This window comes from Flavobacterium algoriphilum, from assembly GCF_048158655.1.
GTDB lineage: Bacteria > Bacteroidota > Bacteroidia > Flavobacteriales > Flavobacteriaceae > Flavobacterium > Flavobacterium algoriphilum.
Window position 1 is genome coordinate 85061 of the sequence record NZ_JBLNKY010000007.1, and the last position, 25225, is coordinate 110285.

A 25225-nucleotide genomic window follows, 5' to 3' on the forward strand; every position below is an offset into this window, starting at 1 on the left:
GAAATTAAAGCAAATCCCCTTTAGGAATAAAAACATAGAATTTAGCTCCTACTCCAGGTTCCCCTTTTACTTTTATGAAACCTTTATGGTTCTCTACTATTCTATTGCAAATAGCCAGACCAAGTCCAGTTCCTGAATATTTAGGATCGGATTCTAAACGTTTGAACAAAAGAAATATCTTTTCGGAATATTCCTGTTTGAAACCTATTCCGTTATCTTCTACGACAATTTTATAATAATCCGCTGCATTCGCAATTTCGTTATCTACTACTTCTTTTTCAGTAATCTCTTTAGAAGCGATACTTATTTGAGGCGGCACGTCGTCTTTACTGTATTTAAGAGAATTAGAAATTAAGTTTATAAAAAGTTGTTTCATTTGAAACGGTATTACTTTGATTGTTGGCAAATTTCCAACTAGAATGGTTGCTTTTTTCTCTTCGATATTTAAAGATAAATCTTGAAGTGTTTCGTCAACCACTTTGTTTAAATCTGTTTCTATAAAAACCTTATCTCCTTTTATTGTTCTGGAATAATTGACTAAATCTATTAATAAAGTCTGCATTCTGTTGGCCGCAACACGAATTTTAGAAAAATAGTCTTTTCCTTGTTGGGTAAGTAAATCCAATTCTTTTTCTTCTAATCTTGAAATAAACATTTGAATCTTACGAAGCGGTTCCTGCAAATCATGACTCACTATATTGTTAAACGCTTCGAGTTCTTTATTGATATATTTAAGCTCTTTGTTATTTTCCTCTAATTCAAGTGTTTTTTTGTATTGGTTTGTAATATCACAATTCACACCTATTTTAATTAAATTTCCATTTCCATCATTAGTGAAACTTCCTACACCTAAAATGTATTTCACTTCTCCTTTTGGAGTTAAAAATCTAAATACCATCGAAGTAGACTGGTGATTTATTAAAGAATCTTTATGTACTTTCGTTACATAAGCTAAATCATCAGGATGAATAAATTTAATTGTATTTTTTATATTGGGTTCAAATTCATTGGGTTCAACGCCCATTAGACGGAACAAATTATCTGAAAAAGTATAGGTGTTCGTTTCCAGATTAACCATCCAATGTCCAAAACCCGCGGTCATTTCAGCCGTATTATACGACTCGTTAATCAGTTTTAATTTATCATTTGCTTTTTTGAGTTCATCAATATCTACATTCATTTTATTGAATGATAACAGCAATATTAAAAGGGAAAGAATGACTAATAAAAAGGCAGTTATAATGGAATCTCGTAATTCAAATTGATGACTGTCATTTTGAAATTTTGTTTTTGCACTTTCCGAAAATATTATTTTAGTGACAAAAAATTTCATAATTTCAGTAACCTCACTACTTTCTAGCAACTTCGCATTTAAGTATAATGGTCCTGAATTCTTACTTTTAGCAATAATCAACGTTTGTCTGAACAGCTTAAATCTGTAATCAATGATTTTCTTAAGCCGATCAATATCCTTATTTCGGCCAGGATTCTTCGAAGTCAACTTTTTTAATTTCTCTAAGTTTTCTTCAATTTTACCTCTGCTCAAAAAACGGTCTTCTAAATACGATTCATCTTTAGTGATAATATAACTTCGTAAACTCGTTTCGTAACTACTGATTACCGATAAAAGTTTTTCTAATTCAAGTTGCGTTTCATTTGAATTTGCAATTAATTCAACCGTAGAATCAAGCTTTTTCATTTGGAAATAAAACATTGAGGCTATATAGCAAACCACAACAATTGCAATAGCTAAAGCTATTTTAAACACTTGAGAGTTTTTATATAGTCCAAGAATTTTCATTTACCCTCTTTTATATGCTGAAGAAAAAGGTTTCTATATTTAAACCTGAAGTATGAAATTGCCAATTCATATTCACCACTTCCTTGATTACTTTTTTCAGCTTTGAAAAATCGTTTGGCTTTTTGATATAAATATTAGCGCCCTCTATAAACGTATCCTCAATATCTTTTTCTGATGAAGAAGTAGAATATATGGCAATAGAAACATCTTTAAAACGAATATTAGCTCTTATTTCTTTCAGACAATCTATTCCGGTTTTTCCTGGCATATTTAAATCGAGAAATAAAACATGCGGTAACCTAATATCTGGATGTACTAAATAATCCATTAGATCTTTACCATCTTTAAACAGAGTCAACTTATTATTCATTTTAAGCTCCTGTATAGCTTCACTAAAAAATGTGCGATCATCTTCGTCATCGTCAGCTAAAAGAATATGCATTGAATCTTGGTGTGAAATCATAAAATATCGGGGGTTATTTTGTATTTTTATTGTTCATTATTAGCTAACTCTCTTCTTTTACCTACAATTCTTTTAAACATGGAAGGTGTTAATCCTGTTACTTTTTTAAATTGAGTTGATAAATAAGCGACACTGCTATAATTCAGTTCATGAGAAATCTCAGTTAAAGTGAGCTTCTCTTCAATTATTAATTTCTTTGCTCTTTCAATCTTTTGAATAATAATAAAATTCTCAATTGACGTATGCGTATATTCTGAAAAAACATTTGTAATATATCCATATCTAAAGTTCAATTTATCCGATAGATATTGAGAAATTGTTATGTTAGGGAATTTATCCTTTTCATAAACAATTTCAATTATTGCATCTTTAATTTTTTGAATTAATTGCCCTTTTGGGTTATCGATAATATGAATCGCATACTTCTTTAAACGCTCTTGAAGCGCTGTAAAGCTATCTTCTGAGACATCGTCACTAATTTCAATTTGACCTAAATCTAAAAGTTGATATTTAATTTCTAAATTTTCTAATTGATCTTGCAATATTGCCCTGCAAGCAATATTTCCATCATAATTAAAATTGAGCTTCATAGCAATAACAATTGTTAAAGTTAAAATTAAACAATAAAAGTAAATCAAAAATTATTAATCCATAACAAATATTTTACTTTTAATCCAAAACATTGGCTTCTTTAAAATACAAAAAACATAAAAACCTGACTATTAATACTCTTAAATAAATTTGTTTATTCTAAAAAATATCCTAATTAAAGTTATCCATGAATTGTTTCACTTTTACCGTAATTTTTTATAATATTTTCCTCGAATTCAAGCCATTCTCTCCAACGTTTTTCAACATCAATGCCTACTCCATATTTTCGGGCATAGGTTATAAAAGTAGTGTAATGGCCCGCTTCACTTTCCATCAAATCTCTATAGAAAACAGATAATTCTTCGTCCTGGATATTTTCAGAAAGGACTTTGAAACGTTCACAACTTCTGGCTTCTATCATGGCTGAAAACAACAACCGTTCCACTAAACTTGAAACTCTGCTTCCGTTTCCATTTTTTTTCATGTAAAGATACAATTCATTCACATAATCATCTTTTCGTTCGCGTCCTAACTTCAAACCGCGTTTAATAATAATGTTGTGTACTTGCTCAAAATGGTCGATTTCTTCTTTGGCCAAAGCCAATAAATCCTTCACTAAATCTTGGTGTTCCGAGTTGTTAGTGATAATTGTAATGGCATTTGTCGCTGCTTTTTGCTCACACCAAGCATGATCTGTCAAGATTTCTTCAATATTCTTTTCTACAATATTCACCCATCTCGGGTCGGTTGGTAATTTTAATCTTAGTACGGACATTTTTTAGTCTTAAAGTTAAAAAGTCGAATGTCATAAAGCTAAAAGAAAAGTCATAAAATCAATAATCAAAAAGATAGAATAAATTCCACTTCAAGACATTCAATTTTATGACTTTAAAAACTTTAAGACTTATTTAATATACGAAAATAGCTCTTTCACTCATCATTTCGTTTACTTCAGCAGCTACTGCTTCGATAACATCTTCGTTAGTGTGATCCACTAGCACTCTATCAATAAGAGCAACAATAGTTTCCATATCTTCTTCAACCAAACCACGAGTTGTAATCGCTGCAGTTCCCACACGAATTCCTGAAGTTACAAATGGTGATTTATCATCAAATGGAACCATGTTTTTATTTACTGTAATTTCTGCTTTTACTAATGCATTTTCAGCATCTTTTCCAGAAATATTTTTGTTTCTTAAATCAATCAACATCATGTGGTTATCTGTACCTCCAGAAATGATTTCATATCCTCTTTTTACAAAAGCATCTGCCATTGCATTAGCATTTTTTTGCAATTGTAAAGCATAAGTGAAAAATTCATCATTTAATGCTTCGCCAAATGCCACCGCTTTAGCAGCAATAATGTGCATTAACGGACCACCTTGATTTCCAGGAAAAACAGCTAAGTCTAATAAAGAAGACATCATTCTGATTTCTCCTTTTGGAGTAGTTAGACCAAATGGATTTTCGAAATCTTTACCCATTAAAATCAAACCTCCACGAGGACCACGTAATGTTTTGTGTGTGGTAGTAGTCACTATATGGCAATGAGGCAATGGATCATTCATCAATCCTTTGGCAATAAGACCTGCAGGATGAGAAATGTCAGCTAATAAAATAGCCCCAACACTATCAGCAATTACTCTGAAACGTTCAAAATCCATATCACGGGAATAAGCCGAAGCTCCAGCGATGATTAATTTTGGTTGTTCTTTTGTTGCAATTTCTTGAATCTTATCATAATTTAATCTTCCAGTTTCCTTATCTACACCATAAAAAGAAGGCGTATATAAACGTCCAGAAAAGTTTACAGGAGAACCGTGCGTTAAGTGTCCACCATGTGACAAATCAAAACCTAAAATTTTATCTCCTGGTTTGATACACGCATGATAAACTGCTGTATTCGCTTGTGAACCAGAGTGTGGCTGCACATTTGCGTAAGCAGCACCAAATAATTCTTTCGCTCTGTCAATAGCAATTTGCTCAATAACATCAACTACTTCGCAACCGCCGTAGTATCTTTTGCCAGGATATCCTTCTGCATATTTATTGGTTAAAACAGAACCAGCTGCTTCCATTACTTCGTCACTTACGAAGTTTTCCGAAGCGATAAGTTCTAATCCATGTATTTGTCTTTCTTGTTCTTCTAGAATAAGGTCAAAAATTTGTTCGTCGCGTTGCATTTCTTTGATTTTCGTTAATATGTTGCAAAAATACAAAAAAACGTTTGGTTAATAGTTAGATTATAATATATTTGATGAGTAATTTTCAACAAAATAATTAACAGCCATATGCCTATAACAGCCAACAATACTAAAAGAAAATCATGGTTAGAAGTAGCTCCAAGCAGCGATTTTCCCATTCAAAACATTCCTTTTGGTGTTTTTCTTACCAAAGAAAACATAGTTACTGTAGGGACTAGAATTGGAGATTTTGCAATTGATTTGGGAGCTTTACAACAATTAAATTATTTTGAAGGTATTGAGCTGACGGATGATATGTTCATGCAAGACACTTTGAATGATTTTATTTCGGATGGCAAAAAAACATGGCGATTGGTTCGAAATCGTATTGCCGAAATTTTTGACGAAAAAAATCCAACATTAAGAGATAATATAAAAGATCGAGATATTGTGATCTTCAAAATGGAAGATGTAGAAATGCAATTACCGGTACTAATAGGTGATTATACAGACTTCTATTCCAGCAAAGAGCACGCAACTAATGTAGGAAAAATGTTCCGTGATCCAGAAAACGCGTTATTACCCAACTGGCTTCACATCCCTGTAGGGTATCATGGAAGAAGTTCCTCTATTGTTCCTTCGGGAATTCCAGTACACAGACCCATGGGACAAACATTGCCAAATGGCGAAACTACACCCGTTTTTGGCCCTTCCCGTTCCGTCGATTTTGAATTGGAAACTGCTTTTATAACAACCGATGTCAATATTATGGGAGAAAATATTCCTATAAATGAAGCCGAAGATTATATTTTTGGAATGGTTTTATTGAATGACTGGAGCGCCCGCGATATTCAAAAATGGGAATATGTGCCATTAGGACCATTCTTATCAAAAAACTTCGCCACCTCAATCTCGCCTTGGATTGTAACTATGGATGCGCTGGAACCGTTTAGAACCAAAGGTCCAAAACAAGAACCTACTCCGCTACCGTATTTACAACAAAAAGGAAAACATTCGTTCGATATCAATTTAGAAGTGGCAATTCAACCTGAAAACACCCAAGAAATTGTAGTTTCTCATTCTAATTTTAAATATTTATACTGGTCAATGTGCCAACAGTTAGCGCATCACACCTCTAATGGCTGTCGCGTAAATTCGGGTGACATGATGGGATCAGGAACAATCTCAGGACCAACCGAAGATAGTTTTGGCTCTATGCTGGAATTAACTTGGGGAGGAAAAAATCCAATAAAAATGAATGACGGCACAGAACGTAAATTCATCAATGATAACGATACTGTAATCATAAAAGGATTTTGTCAGAATGGGCAAGTTCGCATTGGTTTTGGTGAAGTTTCCAGTAAGTTGCTTCCACCTTTCGTAAGAAAATAAAAAAAATAAAAATATACTTTTCAAAACCTAACATTTATTCTATTTTTGTTAGGTTTTTTTGTGGCATTATTTTTTTAAAAATTGAATTTAAAAATTAGGATTACAGTTTCAAATAAACACTGACCCACCTTTTTGCTTATGAAAAAAATCACTCTTTTATTATCCCTATATATTCTTGTTTCGTCTTGTGGTGTAAAGCAAACTCAAAACTTATTAAACTCCGGAAATTACGATCAGGCAATTGAAAATGCTATTTCTAACTTACGAACCAATAAAGACAAAAAAGGAAAACAGGAATATGTTTTTTTGCTCGAAGAGGCTTTTGCCAAAGCCAAAGAGCGTGATTTGAATGCGATAAACATATTGACAAAAGAGGCAAATGCGGCGCAATTAGAAAAAATGTATACCACTTACATACAATTAAACGACCGTCAGGAAAAAATCAAACCGATACTTCCTTTGAAATTAATTAAAGAAGGCAGAAAAGCAATTTTTCCTTTTGACAATTATAACCACCAAATTGTAGACAGCAAAAATGTCTTGTCAGCTTATTTGTATGCTAATGCAAAAAAGTTAATGCTCACTTCAGACAAGATGAATTTCCGCAAGGGGTATGATGATTTGGATTATTTGAATCAGATAAATCCAAATTACAAAAATGTCTTGCAACTCATGGATGAAGCTAAACTCAAAGGTTCAGATTATGTTTCGGTTTACACCAAAAATGAAACTAATATGATTATCCCGGCTCGTCTGCAAAATGATTTATTGGATTTTAGCACCTATGGATTAAATGATAAATGGACCGTTTACCACAGTAACAAACAAAGAGAAATTAATTACGATTATGGCATGATGATTAATTTTCGTCAAATTTATATTTCACCGGAACAAATCAAAGAAAGAGAATTTGTAAAAGAACGCATCATAAAAGATGGGGTAAAAAAACTGATTGATGCGAATGGTAAAGAAGTTGTAGACGAAAAAGGAAAAGTTGTTATGGTTGATAATCTTAGAACTGTAAACGTCCGTATTTATGAATCGAGACAATTTAAATCCTGCCAAATTACCGCAAAAGTAGATTATGTAAACTTAAGAAGCAATCAACTCCTACAGTCCTTTCCTGTGACAAGTGAGTTTACATTCGAAAATATCTATTCAACCTATAAAGGAGACCGACGCGCATCTGACGATAATTATTACGCTAATTTTGATAAAAGAGCAGTCGCTTTTCCTAGCAGTGAACAAATGATTTATGATACGGGAGAAGATTTAAAAGCCAAGTTAAAAGATATTATTAGTCGCAATAGATTTCGAAACTAATTAATAAATTCGTACCATAACAACCCAATGAACGCTCTCATTAAGTTTTTTATTCATAGAAAACAAACATTGTATTAAATTTTTGTTACAAAAAATAAAACAAGCCTTGCGTTTAAAAAATAATTGTATTTTTGCGACCATGAATAATATAAGTGTACCTATAACTTCTATATCACGGACAAACAGACCTACGGCTTCTCCCGAAGTACGGATGCTATAATTATAGTACCCACAACGTGTTTTGTTTTTGTTTTTATTCATTTTTCATATATACCGTTTTGAAATTATCCCAGTTAACCGTTGGATTAGCATATCCTAAAAAAACTATATTTTCTTGCTCATTAGCATATACAAGGCTATGTTCAGGATCAATGTCTTTTTATGGATCTATTTTAATTGATTGGTACAACGATGGTTTTTTAAAACTTGAATCCAACTCATTTTTTAACTCAAAATAATCTCTTGAAATGAAAATTTCTATCATTGTAACTCAGGAAGAACATTATAAGTATTCGCAGGAAATATGCGATACTATTGAATCGTCCGCCTTATTGAGAGGTACTGGGATAGCTAAAAGAACTCCTGAATACATCCAAAAAAAGATGGAAAGCAAAGATGCTGTCATCGCATTAGACAATGGCAAATTTGCTGGTTTTTGCTATATCGAAAGTTGGCAACACGGAAAATTTGTAGCACATTCTGGTTTGATTGTACATCCTGATTACAGAAATTTAGGTTTAGCAAAAAAAATCAAATCATTTGTTTTTGATTATTCATTGGAAAAATATCCGGAGGCTAAGGTTTTTGGAATTACCACTGGTTTAGCGGTAATGAAAATCAATTCAGATTTGGGATATAAACCGGTCCCTTTTTCAGAATTGACCAGCGATCCAAGTTTTTGGAAAGGATGTCAAACCTGTACCAATTTTGAAATTTTACAAAGCAAAGATAACAAAATGTGTTTGTGCACCGGAATGTTGTTTGATCCAAAAGAGAAACCAAAAGATCCGCCTAAACATCCATTTAACGTCAGAGTATTAAACCGATTAAAATCAATTAAAGAAGCCTTGTTCTTAAAAAAATAAAATAATCATAACAAAAAATTCCCCTTTGCCAGTTTCGGCTCCCCTTCCTTCGGAGGGGCTGGGGGGAGGAAAAAACAATAATTATGAAAAAAGTTGTATTAGCTTATAGTGGAGGACTAGATACCTCATATTGCCTAAAATATTTAAAAAACGAAAAAGGATATGAAGTTCATACCGTTCTTATAAATACAGGCGGATTTGATGATGCTGAACTAGCCGCTATTGAAGAAAGAGCCTACGAATTAGGAAGTGCGCAACATGCAAATCTTACCATCGTAGATAAATATTACGATAAAGCCATTAAATATTTGATTTATGGAAATGTATTAAAAAACAATACGTACCCATTATCCGTAAGTGCAGAGCGTGTTTTTCAAGCTATCGAAGCGATTAAATACGCAAAATCTGTTGGTGCTGAAGCAATTGCTCACGGAAGTACTGGTGCAGGAAATGACCAAATTCGTTTTGATTTAATTTTTCAAACCATTGCTCCCGAAATTGAAATCATAACTCCTATCAGAGATTTGAAATTATCAAGACAGGAAGAAGTTGATTACTTGGCTCAAAATGGAGTTCATTATTCTTGGGAAAAAGCACAATATTCCATCAATAAAGGATTATGGGGAACAAGCGTAGGTGGTAAAGAAACATTGACCTCAAATCAATCTTTACCAAGTGAAGCGTATCCTTCGCAATTGCAAAAAACGGGTGAAGAGAAAGTGACACTACAATTTGAAAAAGGACAATTAGTAGGCATCAACGGGACATTGGACATACCAACAAAAAACATCGTTGCATTAGAAAAATTAGCCAGTGCGTATGCAATTGGTAGAGATACACACGTGGGAGATACCATTATCGGAATTAAAGGAAGAGTAGGTTTTGAAGCTGCCGCACCTTTAATCATTATCAAAGCACACCATTTATTAGAGAAACATACGCTGGGTAAATGGCAACAATACTGGAAAGAACAACTCGGAAACTGGTACGGAATGTTGTTTCATGAAGGACAATTCTTGGACCCTGTGATGAGAAACATCGAGGCTTTCCTAGAAGACACTCAAACGACTGTAAATGGAACCGTTATCGTTTCTCTAAAACCATATCACTTTACATTGGACGGAATTGAATCTGAAAATGACTTAATGAATACCACTTTTGGTCAATATGGAGAAATGAACAACGCCTGGACATCTGACGATGCCAAAGGATTTATCAAAATTCTTGGAAATGCCCAAAACATATTTTCATCTGTAAATAAACTGACACATGATTAATATTGGAATAATTGGTGGTTCGGGGTACACAGCGGGGGAACTCATCAGAATATTGATGTTCCATCCCAATGCTACACTTGATTTTGTGTATAGCACAACAAACGCCGGAAAACCACTTTCGGTTGCGCATCACGATTTAATGGGCGATATCGAAATGAATTTTACCGATACTGTAAATCAAAATGTGAATGTTGTTTTCTTGTGTTTAGGTCATGGTAAATCAAAATCGTTTTTAGAGAACAATCAATTTGCGAGTCATACCAAAATCATCGATTTAGGAAATGATTTCAGATTGACAAAAGACAAAGATTATGAGAGTAAAACTTTCGTTTATGGTTTACCTGAATTGAATAAAGCGGTAATCAAAAACGCTCAATTCATAGCAAATCCCGGTTGCTTTGCAACAGCAATTCAACTAGCATTATTACCATTGGCTAAAAACGAAATGCTTACGACTGATGTTCACATCAATGCCACAACCGGAAGCACGGGAGCTGGAGTTTCGCCTTCGGAAACGACGCATTTTAGTTGGAGATCGAATAATATGTCGCATTATAAAGCTTTTGAACACCAACATTTGGGCGAAATAAACCAAAGTGTCAACCAATTGCAGGCGGATTATACCAACGAATTGATTTTTGTGCCCAACAGAGGTGATTTTGCCAGAGGAATTTTTGCAACATTATACACAACAATCGAAGAAAATCTGGAAGATTTAGTAGCAAAATATGAGGCTTTTTACAAAGACCAACCTTTTGTCACGGTTACTACCACTGGAATCAATATGAAACAAGTAGTTCAAACGAATAAATGTATTATTAGTTTAATGAAAAAAGGAAACCGGTTATTGATTACTTCAGTAATTGATAATTTAACAAAAGGAGCCTCAGGACAAGCCATTCAAAATATGAATTTAATGTTTGGATTGGATGAAACCACAGGATTACATTTGAAACCAAGCGGATTCTAGAAATAATTAAAAGATTGAAGGATTTAATGATTGAAAAATTTTTAAGATTCTAAACACAACGATTTAAAAAGGCTTAAATCTTTCAATTTTTAAATCTTTAAATAATTAAAACATGAACTTATTTGACGTTTACCCATTATACAACATCACTCCTATAAAAGCACTGGATTGTACTATTACAGATGAAAACGGAGTGGAATATTTAGATTTATATGGCGGTCATGGAGTAATTTCCATTGGACACACACAACCGGATTATGTTGCCAAATTAAAAAATCAATTGGATAATATTGGCTTTTATTCGAATGCGATTCAGAATCCATTGCAAGTAGAATTAGCAGCGAAATTAGGAAAACTTTCCGGATTGGAAGACTACACTTTATTCTTGTGCAGTTCTGGAGCTGAAGCAAATGAAAACGCCTTGAAATTAGCCTCTTTTCACAACAATAAATCTCGTGTAATTGCTTTTGATAATTCCTTTCATGGAAGAACTTCGGCGGCGGTTGCGGTTACGGATAACAAAAAAATTGTTGCGCCAATCAATGCGCAACAAATAGTTACTTTTTTACCATTGAATAATATTGAGTTGGTAGAAAACGAACTAAAAAAAGGCGATGTTTCTTCTATTATCATTGAAGGAATTCAAGGAGTTGGAGGTTTAGACCAGGGAACTACTGAATTTTTTCAGGCATTAGAAAAAATATGCGCTACTTACGACGCCGTTTTGATTTTGGACGAAGTGCAATCTGGATACGGAAGAAGCGGAAAGTTTTTTGCACACCAACATCATAACATCAAAGCAGATATTATTTGTCTGGCGAAAGGAATGGGCAACGGATTTCCTATTGGCGGAATCTTGATTTCTCCAAAATTCACAGCGAGTTATGGATTATTGGGAACTACTTTCGGTGGAAACCATTTGGCTTGTGCTGCTGGAATTGCGGTTTTGGATGTGATTGCAAGCCAAAATTTAATGGATAACGTAAATGACGTTTACGCTTATTTTTTAGAGGCAATCAAACAAGTTCCTGAAGTTATTAAAGTAAAAGGAAAAGGATTAATGCTAGGTGTAGAATTTGATTTTGACGTAAGTACACTTCGTAAAAAAATGATTATGGACAAACATATTTTTACGGGAAATGCTAATAATAAAAACTTATTAAGAATCCTTCCTCCATTGACAATCAAGAAGGAAGCAATCGACACCTTTATAATAGCTTTAAAAGAAACATTGGCAGAATTGAAATGATTTTATAAACATATAAGTCATCTAAGCTCTTAAACTTACGTGACTTATATGCTTCGATTTTTTTCTAAAATAGTAAACCAAAAACTAATGAACTACGTATTACCAATAGAAAAACGAAATTCAGTTTTAAGCCTCATGGCCGAACTTCTTGAACAAGAAAGAGCCAATCTTAAGACTATAAATCAACAAGATTTGCAGCATTATTCTGGCGATGATTTGGCCATGGAAAAACGTTTATTGGTTGATGACGCCAAAATTGACGGTATGATTTTATCCATGCAACAATTGGCCAGTCAAGAAGATCCTATTGGCGTAGAGCGTTTTAATTTCGACCATCAAAACGGAATGAAAATCATCAATAAAACAGCGGCTTTTGGAACCATAATGATTATTTATGAATCCAGACCCGATGTTACTGTTGAAGCTGGCGGAATCGCTTTCAAATCCGGAAATAAAATTCTATTGAAAGGCGGAAAAGAATCTTTGCAATCCAACTTAAAAATTGTGGAATTATGGCATCAAGCTTTAACAGCAAACAATGTGGCTACAGAATGGGTGGAATACTTGAATTACAATCGGGAAGAAACGCAGGCATTTTTGGAAAAACCAACACAAAAAGTGGATTTAATCGTTCCTCGTGGTGGGGAGAAATTGATTGCTTTTGTAAAGAAACACGCCACTTGCCCAGTGATTATAAGTGGTCGAGGAAATAATTTTGTATACGTAAATAAGGAAGCCGATTTGAAAAAAGCGTTTGACATTATTATTAACGGAAAGACCTCAAACATATCGGTTTGCAATGCTTTAGATAAAGTTTTAATTGACACAAATCTTGAAAATTGGGAAGCTTTTGCTACCAATATAGTTCAGGAATTACAACAAAGAAACGTAACCGTTTTGGGAGATGAAAGTATTTCCAAGGCAACAAACGTTCCTCAGATTGAATCGGATTTAATTTGGTATGAAGAGTTTTTAGATTATAAAATTGTTATTGGAACAACCAATTCGGATCAAGAAGCGATTGACAAAATAAATAAATATTGTGGCGGTCATTCCGCTTCGATAATCACAAAAAATGATGCAATTGCTCAGGAATTCATGGAAAATGTAGATACTGCAGCCGTATATCAAAACGCCTCTACCCGATTCACTGATGGAGGACAATTTGGTTTAGGAGGCGAATTAGCCATAAGCACAGATAAATTGCACCAACGTGGACCAATTGGATTGCAACATTTAGTTACCAATAAATGGTATATTTACGGAAATGGACAAATCAGGTAAAAAGATTTTTGATTGAAGATTAACGATTTTTGATTGCAGATTGAAAGTAGAAATAATAAAAATGGCTAAAAAAAGGATTTTATTAAAGTTAGGAAGCAATACGCTAACCAAAGAAACCAATCACATTTCGAGAGGAAAGATTGAGGATATTGGAATGCAAATAGCAGCGTTGAAAGATGATTACGAGTTTATAATAGTGAGTTCCGGTGCGATTGCTGCGGCCAAACAATTTGTTAAACTGGAAAGTCAGGACAAAGATGTTTTTGTAAAACAAGCGTTGGCTTCGATTGGTCAGCCACATTTGATGCGGATTTATCATGAAAATTTTAGTGATTTAGGATTGCTAATTTCGCAATGTTTGCTTTCTTATTCTGATTTCGAAAAAGAACAATCCAAAGTAAATATCGTGAACACCATCAATGTGTTAGTCAAAAACAATTACATTCCGATTATCAATGAAAATGATACTGTAGCGACGGATGAGATTCGGTTTGGTGATAACGATAAATTAGCCGCTTTGACCGCCGTTTTATTAAATGTTGATATTCTTATCATTGCCACCAATACGAACGGGATTTACACCAAATCATCCATTCATGATGCAGTTCCTGAAACCATTTCTTTGGTAACCGATTTAAAAGTATTGGAAAAAGAGATTGGCGATTCTAAATCTTCGCACGGAACCGGTGGAATGCAATCTAAAATAGAAGCATCGGCAATTGCCAAAGCCGCTAATATCGAAACCTGGATTGTCAATGGCTTGGAAGACAATTTTATTTTGAAAGCTTTAAAAAACGAAATACCATTTACTAAAATAATTTAATTCGAATATTGGATTTTTAGATTGTTAGATTTTTGGACAATTCATAATTCATAATTTCATAATTCACAACTACAATGAACTATATTTCCATACAAAACATAGATTCGCTCAACAAATGGGTGAAAGAAGCATTAAAAATCAAGAAAAAACCCCTTAAAAACAAAAAACTGGGTAAGAACAAAACCTTAGGAATGTTGTTTTTTAATTCCAGTTTAAGAACACGTTTGAGTACACAAAAAGCAGCTTTGAATTTAGGAATGAACGTGATGGTAATGAATTTTACCAGCGAAGGTTGGACATTAGAATTTGAGGATGGAGCCATCATGAATTCCGGTGCTTCGGAACATATTAAAGAAGCGGCAGCAGTTGTTTCTCAATATTGCGATATTATTGCCATCAGGGCCTTTGCCGGATTGGTAGACAAAGAAAAAGATAATGCCGAAACCGTTCTTATGGGTTTCTTAAAATATGCCACTGTGCCAATTGTTAACATGGAAAGTGCTACTGGACATCCGTTACAATCGCTAGCCGATGCAATAACTATGGCAGAACACAAAACAAAACACAGACCAAAAGTAGTTTTGACTTGGGCACCCCATCCTAGAGCATTGCCTCAAGCGGTACCCAATTCCTTTGTGCAAATGATGCAGTTACAAGATGCAGATTTTGTCATTACGCATCCTAAAGGCTACGAATTGAATCCTGAAATCACGAAAGATTCCAAGATTGAATACGACCAAGACAAAGCTTTTGAAAATGCCGATTTTATTTATGCCAAAAACTGGAGCAATTATAACGAATATGGTCAAATTACAAATTCCAATCCAAATTGGACTGTAACGGCCGACAAAATGAAACTGACTAATAATGCTAAATTCATGCACTGTTTGCCAGTAAGGCGTAACGTAATTGTAACGGATGAAGTGATTGACAGCGAAAATTCAATTGTTATCGAACAAGCCAACAATAGAACCTATGCCGCACAATTAGTGTTGCAAAAAATATTGGAAAATGGAAAATAAAAAACCGGTAACGCTAATAAAAATTGGAGGAAACATTATTGACAACCCAACGGAATTAGCACAATTTTTAATTGATTTTTCTCAGATTGAAGGCTATAAAGTACTCGTTCATGGCGGTGGAAAATCAGCTACCAAAATGGCGGAAAGTATTGGTTTAGCTCCTCAAATGATTGATGGAAGACGCATCACCGATGCCGCAATGCTTGATGTAGTTGTGATGATTTATGCAGGTCAAATCAACAAAAATATCGTTGCCCAATTACAAGTAAATTCGACCAATGCGATGGGGTTTTCTGGTGCTGATGGGAATTTAATTCTGTCGGATAAAAGAAACCATCCTACAATCAATTATGGTTTTGTGGGCGATGTAAAAAAAGTGAATACAAACTTATTACAAACGTTACTTTCTAGTGGAATAGTTCCTGTATTTTGCGCGATAACACACGATGGAAAAGGACAATTATTAAACACGAATGCCGATACCATTGCCAGCGAATTAGCGATTGCTTTATCGGAAGTTTTTGATGTCACTTTGAATTATTGCTTCGAAAAACTGGGCGTTTTATATGATGCCGAAGATGATTCTTCCGTAATTGAGAACATAAATCAAGAATTGTATTCCAAATTAAAAGCTGAAGGCGCCATACATTCTGGTATGATTCCTAAATTAGACAATTGCTTCAATAGTTTGTCCAAGGGAGTTCAAAAAATAAAAATTGGTCATCACAGGATGTTGCAAGATAAAACGGCATTGTACACTACAATTACACTATGAAGAGTATAGAAATCTTTACACAAGAAGCCATTTCGTTATTAAAAGGACTGATTGAAACGCCTTCATTTTCAAGTGAAGAAGACCAAACAGCACTTTTAATCGAAAATTGGTTTAGAAAAAATAATATCCCTTTCGAAAGAGAGAATAATAATATTTGGGCTTTCAATAAGAATTTTGATAAAACCAAGCCAACACTTTTACTCAATTCGCATCACGATACCGTAAAACCAAACCAAGGTTATACTAATGATCCATTTGAAGCCATCGTAAAAGACGGCAAATTATTTGGACTGGGGAGCAATGATGCGGGAGGTTGTCTGGTTTCACTTTTAGCCACTTTTGTTCATTTTTATTCGAATGAAAATCTGCCTTACAATATTGTGATGGTTGCTTCAGCCGAAGAAGAAAGCAGCGGGAAAAATGGATTAAACAGCGTAATAAAACATTTACCGGAATTGGAATGTGCCATTGTGGGAGAACCTACTTTGATGCAATTGGCCGTAGCCGAAAAGGGGTTATTGGTACTCGATGTTATCGTAAAAGGTACCGCTAGTCATGCAGCACACAACAATACTGACAATCCTATTTACAATGCGATACCCGTTATTGAATGGTTTAACAGTTATCAATTCGAAAAAATATCGGAGGTTTTAGGTCCTGTAAAAATGACCGTAACACAAGTCACTGCAGGTAAACAACACAACGTAGTTCCTGCAGAATGTCATTTGGTTATCGATATACGAGTGAATGATTGCTACAACAATCAAGAAATTTTAGATATTGTAAAAAACCATTTGACTGCCGAAGTCAATCCGCGTTCGATGCATTTGAATGCGTCATCAATTCCTGTTACACACGAATTAGTACAAGCCGGAATCGCACTGGGAAGAACCACGTACGGGTCGCCTACCCTCTCGGATCAATCGGTTTTGAGTTGTCAATCCTTGAAATTAGGACCTGGTGAAACCCTACGGTCACATTCGGCTGACGAATTTATATTTATAAACGAAATAGAAGAAGGAATTCAATTGTATATCAAAATACTAACTGATTTTTTCAAACAATAAAAGTCATCCTGAGCGCAGTCGAAGGAGGAGCCAATCCCGCTATTCGTTGCAATCTTTTATTTTAAAAAAAAAAAATAAAAGGATTTCCACTGCTATCGGGGCTAATCTAACAGTCTAAAAATCTAATTATCCATATATGAAACTTTGGGAAAAAGGAATACCAACAGATAAACAAATAGAACATTTCACCGTTGGTAACGACAGAGAACTAGATTTAGTTCTTGCCAAATACGATGCTTTAGGCTCTATTGCTCATGCCAAAATGTTGCACCAAATCGGACTTTTAACAACTTCCGAAACGGAATCTTTAGTTCTGGCTTTAGAAGATATTGTCATTGATGCAGAAAAAGGGCATTTCGAAATCGAAGATAGTTTTGAAGACGTACATTCTAAAATCGAGTATCTTTTAACGCTAAAATTAGGTGATGCCGGAAAAAAAATTCATACTGCCCGTTCTCGTAACGACCAAGTTTTAGTAGACGTTAATTTGTATCTAAAAGACGTGGTTAAAGAACTAAAGGAACAAGTAAAAAGTCTTTTTGATTTGCTAATGGAATCGGCTGAAAAACATCAAAATGTTTTATTACCAGGATATACTCACCTTCAAATTGCGATGCCTTCTTCTTTTGGAATGTGGTTTTCTGCTTACGCCGAAACCTTAATTGATGATATGACGATGCTAAATGCTGCTTTGAAAATTGTAGACCAAAATCCATTAGGTTCAGCTGCAGGTTATGGAAGTTCCTTCCCAATTAACAGAACATTCACCACAAAGGAATTAGGGTTTGAAACTTTAAAATTCAATTCTGTAGCGGCACAAATGAGCCGTGGAAAATCAGAAAAAACGGTTGCTTTTGCAATGAGTAGTGTTGCTGCTACTTTGGCGAAGTTTTCTATGGACGTTTGTTTGTATATGAGCCAGAATTTTGATTTTATCAGTTTACCTGCCCATCTTACAACAGGTTCGAGCATCATGCCACACAAGAAAAACCCGGATGTTTTTGAATTGATTCGTGGAAAATGCAACAAGATTCAAGCGCTGCCCTACGAAATTACTTTAATTACCAACAACTTGCCAAGCGGTTATCACAGGGATTTGCAATTGTTGAAAGAAGGACTATTTCCAGCGATTCAAAACCTGAAAGCCTGTTTGGATATTGCTATTTTTGCTATAAAAGATATTAAAGTAAAAGAACACATTTTAGACGATAAAAAATACGATTATTTGTTTACGGTAGATTCCTTAAACGAAATGGTTGTTGCCGGAATGCCTTTTAGAGATGCCTATAAAGTAGTTGCAGAACAACTGGAAAATGGCACTTTCAAATCGCCAAAAGAAACCAAACATACGCACGAAGGAAGTATTAACAATTTGTGTTTAAAGGAAATAAAAAGGAAGATGAGAGATTCTTATTAATTCAAAAAAAAATAATGATTATAAAAAAATCCATTCGCTACAAAAACGAATGGATTTTTTTATACTTTAAATTTAAATTGTTAGTCTTTAAACCTTTTTACCCAATTCCTCTGCATCAATATCACTATGTGAAACATTGTAAACGGCTTTTCCATCTTTAATTAATATCAATTGTGGGGATTGATGCGTTACACTAAATTGATCTGCAATGGCATTAGAAATATCGCGATGCGCTATTAAATCTAAGAAATAAGGCGTAACTTTACCCACGCTATTAAACTCATTTTCAAACTGTTTCAGCGCCATCCTACTTACGCTGCATCGCGTACTGTGTTTAAAAATTGCTACCGGTTTTTCATTCGAAATGAAAATAATTTCATTCAGTTGTCCTAAATCGGTTAGTTCATTCCAGTTGATTTTGTTTTCTTTTAAATCCTTGTCGTCTGAACTATTAAAAATATTTTGAAAAAAACTCATAATTTCTTATTTTAAGACATTTTTACTTTGAATTATGATAAAAATCATGAAATTTCCGTCAATTTGTCTGTATTATTGTATTGGAATATATATTGAATATAATTCGCAAAGTTAGTCAAATAACAACAAAACAGTATACCATCATGAACATAAATAAATTTACTATCAAATCTCAGGAAGCCATTCAGCTTTCCCAACAATTAGCGCAAAGTCAAGGGCAACAACAAATAGAAAACGAACATATTTTCAAAGCTATTTTTGAAGTCGATGAAAATGTGGCGCCTTTTATTTTGAAAAAACTGAATGTAAATGTGCCCTTGTTTCTTCAAATATTAGACAGCACGATTCAGAGTTTTCCGAAAGTTTCCGGTGGGGAAATTATGCTTTCCAGAACTGCAAACACAACGCTAAACGAGGCCGAGATTATTGCCAAAAAAATGAATGATGAATTTGTTTCTGTCGAGCATTTGATTTTAGCCATTTTTGATTCTAAAACAAAGGCTGCTCAAATATTAAAAGATCAGGGAGTAACCGGAAAAGGATTAAAAGCCGCCATAGAAGAATTGCGAAAAGGAGAACGGGTAACCTCTGCCTCTGCTGAGGAAACCTATAATTCTTTAAATAAATATGCCAAAAATCTAAACGAATTGGCCCGTGCCGGTAAACTCGATCCGGTTATTGGCCGTGACGAGGAAATTCGCAGGGTATTACAAATTCTAACCCGAAGAACTAAAAACAACCCAATGCTCGTGGGAGAACCAGGAGTGGGAAAAACCGCTATTGCGGAAGGATTGGCGCACCGAATTGTAGATGGAGATGTTCCAGATAATTTGAAAGATAAAATTGTGTATTCCCTTGATATGGGAGCATTAATTGCAGGTGCCAAATACAAAGGGGAATTTGAAGAACGATTAAAATCAGTGGTGAAAGAAGTGACTTCTGCCGAAGGTGATATTGTTTTATTCATTGACGAAATCCATACACTCGTAGGAGCCGGCGGTGGCGAAGGCGCTATGGATGCGGCTAATATTCTGAAACCGGCGTTGGCTCGTGGAGAACTACGCGCCATTGGAGCCACAACATTGGACGAATATCAAAAATATTTTGAAAAAGACAAAGCACTCGAAAGACGTTTCCAAAAAATAATGGTCGAAGAACCAGATACTGAAAGTGCCATTTCGATTTTACGTGGAATCAAAGAAAAATACGAAACACATCATAAAGTCCAAATCAAAGACGATGCTATTATTGCGGCTGTCGAATTATCGCAACGGTATATTACGAACCGTTTTCTTCCAGATAAAGCCATCGATTTAATGGACGAAGCCGCTTCAAAATTGCGTATGGAAATCAATTCGAAACCCGAGGAACTGGATGTTTTGGACCGAAAAATCATGCAATTGGAAATTGAAATTGAAGCCATTAAACGAGAAAAAGACGAAAGTAAGCTTAAAATTTTAGGAATGGATTTGGCGAATCTCAAAGAAGATCGCAACGAAATCTACGCCAAATGGAAATCAGAGAAAGATGTAGTTGATAACATTCAAGCCGTAAAAACGGAAATTGAAGACTTCAAATACGAAGCCGAACGTGCCGAACGTGATGGTGATTATGGAAAAGTAGCCGAAATTCGGTACGGTAAAATCAAGGAAGCACAAGAACGTTTGGCCATTTTACTCAAGGAATTGCAAGAAAACCAATCTGGAACTTCGTTGATAAAAGAAGAAGTTACCCGTGAAGACATTGCCGAAGTCGTAGCCAAATGGACTGGAATTCCGGTGATGAAAATGCTTCAGGGCGAACGAGAAAAACTACTGAAACTGGAAGATGAATTGCATCACAGAGTCGTAGGACAGGAAGAAGCCATTCAGGCGGTAAGTGATGCCGTGCGCAGAAGCCGTGCGGGATTGCAGGATATGAAAAAACCGGTGGGGACCTTTCTTTTCCTTGGTACAACAGGAGTTGGAAAAACGGAATTGGCGAAAGCCTTAGCCGAATACCTGTTTGACGATGAAAATGCGATGACCCGTATTGACATGAGCGAGTATCAAGAACGCCACAGCGTAAGCCGTTTGGTGGGTGCGCCTCCAGGATATGTGGGTTATGATGAAGGCGGACAATTGACCGAAGCCGTACGTAGAAAACCGTATTCTGTAATCTTATTGGATGAGATTGAAAAAGCGCATCCGGACACGTTCAACATCTTATTACAAGTATTAGATGAGGGACGTTTGACCGATAACAAAGGACGTCTGGCCGATTTTAAAAACACGATTATCATCATGACTTCTAATATGGGAAGCCAGATTATTCAGGAGAAATTCGAAAATCTAAAAGGAAGCGTGGAAGCCGCAACCGAATTGGCCAAAGTTGAAGTACTGGGATTGTTGAAACAAACGGTTCGTCCGGAATTCATCAATCGTATTGACGAAATCGTAATGTTCACACCATTGACTAATGAAAATATTGCTCAAATTGTAGGGTTGCAACTGAAAAATGTGACCAAAATGCTGGCGCAACAAGGCATCACAATGGATGCTACTCCGGAAGCTATTGCCTACTTATCAGAGAAAGGATACGATCCGCAATTTGGAGCCAGACCAGTGAAAAGAGTGATTCAAAGAGACGTTCTCAATGAATTATCCAAAGAAATTCTATCCGGAAAAATAACTACAGACAGCATCGTTTTGATCGATGCTTTTGATGGAAAATTAGTTTTTAGAAATCAAACCGAGTTAGTGAGTTAAACCACTCATCAGTAAAAGCTTTGCCAAAGTTTTGAACTTTGGCAAAGCTGATAGAAAACATCAGTCGAAAGGCTGGTGTTTTTTTATGTCTTTTTTTAGGAGCAGAACATTTCTAATTTTTCAAGACGAGTTGTCCCGCTGTCCGCAGTATCTTTTTAAACGCAACCCTATCGGGTTACATTTATAAAAGGATACTTGCTCCCATCGAGGCTAAGTGATAACAACCTTTTTCCAAAATAAAATTTCGATAAACAAACTGCTTTGGTTACCATTTAAATCTTATATTAACCCTTTCCAAATGAACGGGCATGTAACAATTTGTAGTATATTATTTATATATTAGCAACTATAAAAAAGCTAATCGTGAAGGAGTAATGATATGGGCCGAGCCAACGGCTCTTTGTGATACTGGAGTTCCTTTATGTCAACTGGACTAAAGTCCAGCCTTACAAAATGAGTCGAGCCGATGGCTCTTAGACGTATGCAAAAGTTCCATAGAAACGGTACCTATTGTAGCAGCGGATTTTAATCCTTTAATGTTAAAACAAATTGTATGCAAAAGTTCCATAGGAACGGTACATATTGTAGCAACGGATTTTAATCCGTTGGGGTTAAAAACAAAACGAATAAAGATTCATCTAAAATATAAAAATGGCAAATACCTATCATCAAGTTTACATTCAAGTAGTTTTTGCAGTAAAGTATCGAGAAGCCATTATTAGTAAGGAATGGAAATCTATATTAATGGGCGTAATTGGAAATTTGATTAATGAAACTGGGTGCAAAACCATTATTATTAATGGTTTTGAAGATCACGTGCATTGTTTCTTGGGATTGAAACCAGTGGTTTCTATTTCAGAATTGATGAAAACCGTTAAAGCAAAATCATCTAAATATATCAATGACCACCAACTCACAAAATCAAGATTTGAATGGCAGGAAGGTTATGGTGTTTTTTCGTACAGTCATTCCCAAGTTGATACTGTTTATAAATACATTGCCAATCAGGAAGCGCATCATAAGAAACAAACCTTCAAAGAGGAATATTTGGCGTTTTTAGATACGTTTGAAGTCCCGTTTGATGAAAGGTATATTTTTGAACATCTGACATAACTGAGGCTAGGCGAAGTCTCATGTACGAAGTCTCATGTACGAAGTCTCATGTACGAAGTCTCAAGACTTCGTACCATTGCAAAATGCAAGTTCGCTACCATCAATCAAATGGTTTAAACCTATTAGCTTAACTTTGTAGCTATAATTAATCCTATAAAAAACAGAGCCATGAATATTTTAGAATTAATAAAAAAAAGATACACTGCAAAGAAATACAACTCTGACAAGGTTATACCACAAGAAAAAATTGAAGATTTGAAAGAGGTTTTACGCCTCACTCCTTCCTCTATAAATATTCAACCTTGGAAATTTACATTTGTACAAAATCCAGAAATTAAAACAAAATTAGCTTCTGTTTCTATGCATAATAAAGAAAAAATAAATCAAGCGCAACTATTAGTTGTATTTAGTGTAGCGGATGATTTGGATGCTTTTCAAAAAGTGGTAGACACCGAATTACCGAAAGCCAGAAAGGATTGGTACAATCAAATGAAAGCAAGTATGCCAGAAGCCGATTTGAAAATATGGCTGTCCAAACAAGTGTATATCGCCTTGGGAGTTGGTTTGACCGCTAGTGTTGCATTAGGGCTGGATTCGACAGCAATGGAAGGTATCGAATCGGATAAATACAGGGACATTCTTAATATGGCAGCTTACAAACCACTATTTGCTATGGCCGTAGGTTACGGTTCGGAAGATGATTTTAACCGAATTGAAATAACACCAAAATCTAGAAGATTACAAGAGAGTGTAATTGAAACTATTTAAACTAAAACGAATTAAATCAGCTTTACATTTTAAGAGACGAAAACAATATCCCTACCTTTGACCACCCATACCAAAACAACAATCGAAACTCATCCTTTCGATTAATTTAAAAAATAAAAAATGAAATTTAAAGGAATTATTTTTGATTTAGACGGAACACTGGTGAATTCATTGGAAGACATTGCAGATGCTATGAATAATGTCCTTCAAGGCCTCAAATTCCCTACTCACAATTATGATGCTTATCAATATTTCATTGGCAGCGGCCTTAGAAATTTGGTCACTAAAGCCTTGCCGGCAACACATAATGAGGAAACACAAATTGATCAGTGTTACCATTTGATGGTTGCAGTATATCGTGATAATTGTACACATAAAACAAAAGCCTATGAAGGGATATTCGAATTATTAGACGAATTAAAATCACGTAATATAAAACTAAGTGTATTCTCGAATAAAGCAGATGACCTGACAAAGGAAATTACAGCAGCCCTATTTCCTGATTATTTTAATCCAATAGTTGGTTTGACCACAGAATCACTAAAAAAACCGAATCCGTTTAAAACAGTGGAAATAAGTAAACACTTTGGATTAAAAGCCGAAGAAATCATTTTTATAGGGGATTCCGGTATTGATATGCAAACAGCTACGAATGCCAATATGTGTGCCGTAGGGGTTTCATGGGGCTATAGACCAGAGGCAGAATTGATTTCGAATGGCGCAAAATATGTATTAAACCAACCCGCTGATTTAATTGCTATTTTATAATTATTCTCCAAAAAAAGTAAATAGGCACAACCCATTTAATTTGTAGCTGCAATTTCACAAGTTGGAAAGTGTACAATTGGAAAATTACACGAATTGGATATAAAACAGAGTTGGTTTGCTTTTTTATGCAAGCTAAGTGCCTCCGCTATTTTTTCTTTGTTGCTGATACGCACTTTAGGATTTAGTTTAATTTCAATAAAACGGCCGCTACCGTCGGCCAAGACCTCCAGAGTTGCCTCTGCTTCGTCTGTATAAGACACCACATCGATGCCATTTTGCTTACAAACATATAAATACGACATCATGTGACAGGAAACCACACTGCTCAATAACAAATCTTCAGGATTGTACAAAGCAGGATCTCCTTGGAACGCTTTAGCCGCCGAAACGTTTAAAACAGCCTTACCGTCAATCGTTATGGTATGACTTTTAGTATACGTCGCCGCTTCGTTTTTAGAAAAAAGCCAACCTAATTTGGCTTTAAATACATGTTTGAATCCCATAATTTTTTTATTTCAAAAGTAAATATAAACAGTACTGCTAATACCGAAAGGTTTTAGTTTAATATTAACTAAAAATTCACCTGTTTTATAAATAGAGTAAATAAAAAAAGTTTTAGCTTCGCATCAA

The 25225-nt window shown here is 34.9% G+C and carries 23 protein-coding genes; 16 read left to right on the top strand and 7 right to left on the bottom strand.

Annotated elements, in window-relative coordinates:
* Positions 1-4 precede the first annotated feature (4 nt).
* From ACM55G_RS12415 to glyA, 5 genes are all read right to left on the bottom strand, one after another.
* Entirely contained in the window at positions 5-1801 is a 1797-nt protein-coding gene (locus ACM55G_RS12415) for an ATP-binding protein (protein ID WP_416844256.1), read from the bottom strand.
* Positions 1802-1811: 10 nt separating this feature from the next.
* On the bottom strand, positions 1812-2264 hold the full coding sequence (locus tag ACM55G_RS12420) for a response regulator (RefSeq protein ID WP_416844257.1): 453 nt from the start codon (positions 2262-2264) through the stop codon (positions 1812-1814).
* 26 nt (positions 2265-2290) lie between these two features.
* Positions 2291-2854 (bottom strand): helix-turn-helix domain-containing protein, encoded by a 564-nt coding sequence (locus tag ACM55G_RS12425; protein ID WP_416844258.1) that lies wholly within the window; start codon positions 2852-2854, stop codon positions 2291-2293.
* 182 nt (positions 2855-3036) lie between these two features.
* Positions 3037-3630 (bottom strand): MiaE family protein, encoded by a 594-nt coding sequence (locus ACM55G_RS12430; protein ID WP_416844259.1) that lies wholly within the window; start codon positions 3628-3630, stop codon positions 3037-3039.
* Between the two features lie 133 nt (positions 3631-3763).
* Positions 3764-5038: a serine hydroxymethyltransferase gene (gene glyA / locus ACM55G_RS12435; RefSeq protein ID WP_416844260.1), complete on the bottom strand. Its 1275-nt coding sequence runs from the start codon at positions 5036-5038 to the stop codon at positions 3764-3766.
* A 108-nt stretch (positions 5039-5146) separates the two neighbouring features.
* Here glyA and fahA point away from each other — a divergent pair, with 108 nt between their 5' ends.
* The 12 genes from fahA to argH all read left to right on the top strand — a co-directional run bounded on the left by fahA (position 5147) and on the right by argH (position 18722).
* On the top strand, positions 5147-6430 hold the full coding sequence (gene fahA / locus ACM55G_RS12440; protein WP_416844261.1) for a fumarylacetoacetase: 1284 nt from the start codon (positions 5147-5149) through the stop codon (positions 6428-6430).
* A 138-nt stretch (positions 6431-6568) separates the two neighbouring features.
* Complete coding sequence (locus tag ACM55G_RS12445) at positions 6569-7753, top strand: hypothetical protein (protein ID WP_416844262.1); 1185 nt, start codon at positions 6569-6571, stop codon at positions 7751-7753.
* 467 nt (positions 7754-8220) lie between these two features.
* Positions 8221-8838 carry a GNAT family N-acetyltransferase gene (locus ACM55G_RS12450; protein ID WP_416844263.1) on the top strand — a complete coding sequence of 206 codons (618 nt, stop codon included), beginning with the start codon at positions 8221-8223 and terminating at the stop codon, positions 8836-8838.
* 83 nt (positions 8839-8921) lie between these two features.
* The gene (locus ACM55G_RS12455; RefSeq protein WP_416844264.1) at positions 8922-10115 is read left to right on the top strand and encodes an argininosuccinate synthase; all 1194 of its coding nucleotides are present in this window, start codon (positions 8922-8924) and stop codon (positions 10113-10115) included.
* Complete coding sequence (gene argC / locus ACM55G_RS12460) at positions 10108-11085, top strand: N-acetyl-gamma-glutamyl-phosphate reductase (protein WP_416844265.1); 978 nt, start codon at positions 10108-10110, stop codon at positions 11083-11085. The genes ACM55G_RS12455 and argC overlap by 8 nt, the downstream gene beginning before the upstream one ends.
* A 112-nt stretch (positions 11086-11197) precedes the next feature.
* Complete coding sequence (locus ACM55G_RS12465) at positions 11198-12334, top strand: aspartate aminotransferase family protein (RefSeq protein WP_416844266.1); 1137 nt, start codon at positions 11198-11200, stop codon at positions 12332-12334.
* Positions 12335-12421: 87 nt separating this feature from the next.
* The gene (locus tag ACM55G_RS12470) at positions 12422-13618 is read left to right on the top strand and encodes a glutamate-5-semialdehyde dehydrogenase (protein ID WP_416844267.1); all 1197 of its coding nucleotides are present in this window, start codon (positions 12422-12424) and stop codon (positions 13616-13618) included.
* A 61-nt stretch (positions 13619-13679) separates the two neighbouring features.
* Positions 13680-14441 carry a glutamate 5-kinase gene (gene proB, locus ACM55G_RS12475; RefSeq protein WP_416844268.1) on the top strand — a complete coding sequence of 254 codons (762 nt, stop codon included), beginning with the start codon at positions 13680-13682 and terminating at the stop codon, positions 14439-14441.
* A 74-nt stretch (positions 14442-14515) separates the two neighbouring features.
* Entirely contained in the window at positions 14516-15463 is a 948-nt protein-coding gene (locus ACM55G_RS12480; RefSeq protein ID WP_416844269.1) for an N-acetylornithine carbamoyltransferase, read from the top strand.
* Positions 15453-16238: an acetylglutamate kinase gene (gene argB / locus ACM55G_RS12485; RefSeq protein ID WP_416844270.1), complete on the top strand. Its 786-nt coding sequence runs from the start codon at positions 15453-15455 to the stop codon at positions 16236-16238. The genes ACM55G_RS12480 and argB overlap by 11 nt, the downstream gene beginning before the upstream one ends.
* A complete protein-coding gene (locus tag ACM55G_RS12490; protein WP_416844271.1) occupies positions 16235-17305 on the top strand; it encodes a M20 family metallo-hydrolase in 1071 nt (356 codons plus the stop codon). Before argB ends, ACM55G_RS12490 begins: the two co-directional genes overlap by 4 nt.
* Before the next feature lie 136 nt (positions 17306-17441).
* The gene (gene argH / locus ACM55G_RS12495; protein WP_416844272.1) at positions 17442-18722 is read left to right on the top strand and encodes an argininosuccinate lyase; all 1281 of its coding nucleotides are present in this window, start codon (positions 17442-17444) and stop codon (positions 18720-18722) included.
* Positions 18723-18809: 87 nt separating this feature from the next.
* Here the strand turns inward: argH and ytxJ are convergent, their stop codons facing one another.
* A complete protein-coding gene (gene ytxJ, locus ACM55G_RS12500) occupies positions 18810-19199 on the bottom strand; it encodes a bacillithiol system redox-active protein YtxJ (protein ID WP_416844273.1) in 390 nt (129 codons plus the stop codon).
* 143 nt (positions 19200-19342) lie between these two features.
* On the opposite strand from ytxJ, the gene clpB reads away from it, so the two are divergent.
* The 4 genes from clpB to ACM55G_RS12520 all read left to right on the top strand — a co-directional run bounded on the left by clpB (position 19343) and on the right by ACM55G_RS12520 (position 24595).
* The gene (gene clpB, locus ACM55G_RS12505) at positions 19343-21946 is read left to right on the top strand and encodes an ATP-dependent chaperone ClpB (RefSeq protein ID WP_416844274.1); all 2604 of its coding nucleotides are present in this window, start codon (positions 19343-19345) and stop codon (positions 21944-21946) included.
* 651 nt (positions 21947-22597) lie between these two features.
* Positions 22598-23059 carry an IS200/IS605 family transposase gene (gene tnpA, locus ACM55G_RS12510; RefSeq protein WP_416844275.1) on the top strand — a complete coding sequence of 154 codons (462 nt, stop codon included), beginning with the start codon at positions 22598-22600 and terminating at the stop codon, positions 23057-23059.
* Between the two features lie 168 nt (positions 23060-23227).
* On the top strand, positions 23228-23827 hold the full coding sequence (locus tag ACM55G_RS12515; RefSeq protein ID WP_416844276.1) for a nitroreductase family protein: 600 nt from the start codon (positions 23228-23230) through the stop codon (positions 23825-23827).
* A 120-nt stretch (positions 23828-23947) separates the two neighbouring features.
* Positions 23948-24595, top strand: coding sequence for an HAD family hydrolase (locus ACM55G_RS12520; protein WP_416844277.1), 648 nt, complete (start codon positions 23948-23950; stop codon positions 24593-24595).
* 35 nt (positions 24596-24630) lie between these two features.
* On the opposite strand, the gene ACM55G_RS12525 is transcribed toward ACM55G_RS12520, so the two are convergent.
* Entirely contained in the window at positions 24631-25098 is a 468-nt protein-coding gene (locus ACM55G_RS12525) for an OsmC family protein (protein ID WP_416844278.1), read from the bottom strand.
* Between the last annotated feature and the right edge of the window lie 127 nt (positions 25099-25225).

Excerpts from the sequence above, each read along its gene's own strand:
- ACM55G_RS12480 (WP_416844269.1), top strand. The coding sequence starts at position 14,516 with ATGAACTATATTTCCATACAAAACATAGATTCGCTCAACAAATGGGTG.
- ACM55G_RS12450 (WP_416844263.1), top strand. The coding sequence starts at position 8,221 with ATGAAAATTTCTATCATTGTAACTCAGGAAGAACATTATAAGTATTCG.
- argC (WP_416844265.1), top strand. The coding sequence starts at position 10,108 with ATGATTAATATTGGAATAATTGGTGGTTCGGGGTACACAGCGGGGGAA.
- ACM55G_RS12430 (WP_416844259.1), bottom strand. The coding sequence starts at position 3,630 with ATGTCCGTACTAAGATTAAAATTACCAACCGACCCGAGATGGGTGAAT.
- argH (WP_416844272.1), top strand. The coding sequence starts at position 17,442 with ATGAAACTTTGGGAAAAAGGAATACCAACAGATAAACAAATAGAACAT.
- ACM55G_RS12445 (WP_416844262.1), top strand. The coding sequence starts at position 6,569 with ATGAAAAAAATCACTCTTTTATTATCCCTATATATTCTTGTTTCGTCT.
- ACM55G_RS12465 (WP_416844266.1), top strand. The coding sequence starts at position 11,198 with ATGAACTTATTTGACGTTTACCCATTATACAACATCACTCCTATAAAA.
- ACM55G_RS12490 (WP_416844271.1), top strand. The coding sequence starts at position 16,235 with ATGAAGAGTATAGAAATCTTTACACAAGAAGCCATTTCGTTATTAAAA.
- proB (WP_416844268.1), top strand. The coding sequence starts at position 13,680 with ATGGCTAAAAAAAGGATTTTATTAAAGTTAGGAAGCAATACGCTAACC.
- tnpA (WP_416844275.1), top strand. The coding sequence starts at position 22,598 with ATGGCAAATACCTATCATCAAGTTTACATTCAAGTAGTTTTTGCAGTA.
- ACM55G_RS12455 (WP_416844264.1), top strand. The coding sequence starts at position 8,922 with ATGAAAAAAGTTGTATTAGCTTATAGTGGAGGACTAGATACCTCATAT.
- clpB (WP_416844274.1), top strand. The coding sequence starts at position 19,343 with ATGAACATAAATAAATTTACTATCAAATCTCAGGAAGCCATTCAGCTT.
- ACM55G_RS12525 (WP_416844278.1), bottom strand. The coding sequence starts at position 25,098 with ATGGGATTCAAACATGTATTTAAAGCCAAATTAGGTTGGCTTTTTTCT.
- ACM55G_RS12425 (WP_416844258.1), bottom strand. The coding sequence starts at position 2,854 with ATGAAGCTCAATTTTAATTATGATGGAAATATTGCTTGCAGGGCAATA.
- ACM55G_RS12520 (WP_416844277.1), top strand. The coding sequence starts at position 23,948 with ATGAAATTTAAAGGAATTATTTTTGATTTAGACGGAACACTGGTGAAT.
- ytxJ (WP_416844273.1), bottom strand. The coding sequence starts at position 19,199 with ATGAGTTTTTTTCAAAATATTTTTAATAGTTCAGACGACAAGGATTTA.
- fahA (WP_416844261.1), top strand. The coding sequence starts at position 5,147 with ATGCCTATAACAGCCAACAATACTAAAAGAAAATCATGGTTAGAAGTA.
- glyA (WP_416844260.1), bottom strand. The coding sequence starts at position 5,038 with ATGCAACGCGACGAACAAATTTTTGACCTTATTCTAGAAGAACAAGAA.
- ACM55G_RS12470 (WP_416844267.1), top strand. The coding sequence starts at position 12,422 with ATGAACTACGTATTACCAATAGAAAAACGAAATTCAGTTTTAAGCCTC.
- ACM55G_RS12415 (WP_416844256.1), bottom strand. The coding sequence starts at position 1,801 with ATGAAAATTCTTGGACTATATAAAAACTCTCAAGTGTTTAAAATAGCT.
- ACM55G_RS12515 (WP_416844276.1), top strand. The coding sequence starts at position 23,228 with ATGAATATTTTAGAATTAATAAAAAAAAGATACACTGCAAAGAAATAC.
- argB (WP_416844270.1), top strand. The coding sequence starts at position 15,453 with ATGGAAAATAAAAAACCGGTAACGCTAATAAAAATTGGAGGAAACATT.
- ACM55G_RS12420 (WP_416844257.1), bottom strand. The coding sequence starts at position 2,264 with ATGATTTCACACCAAGATTCAATGCATATTCTTTTAGCTGACGATGAC.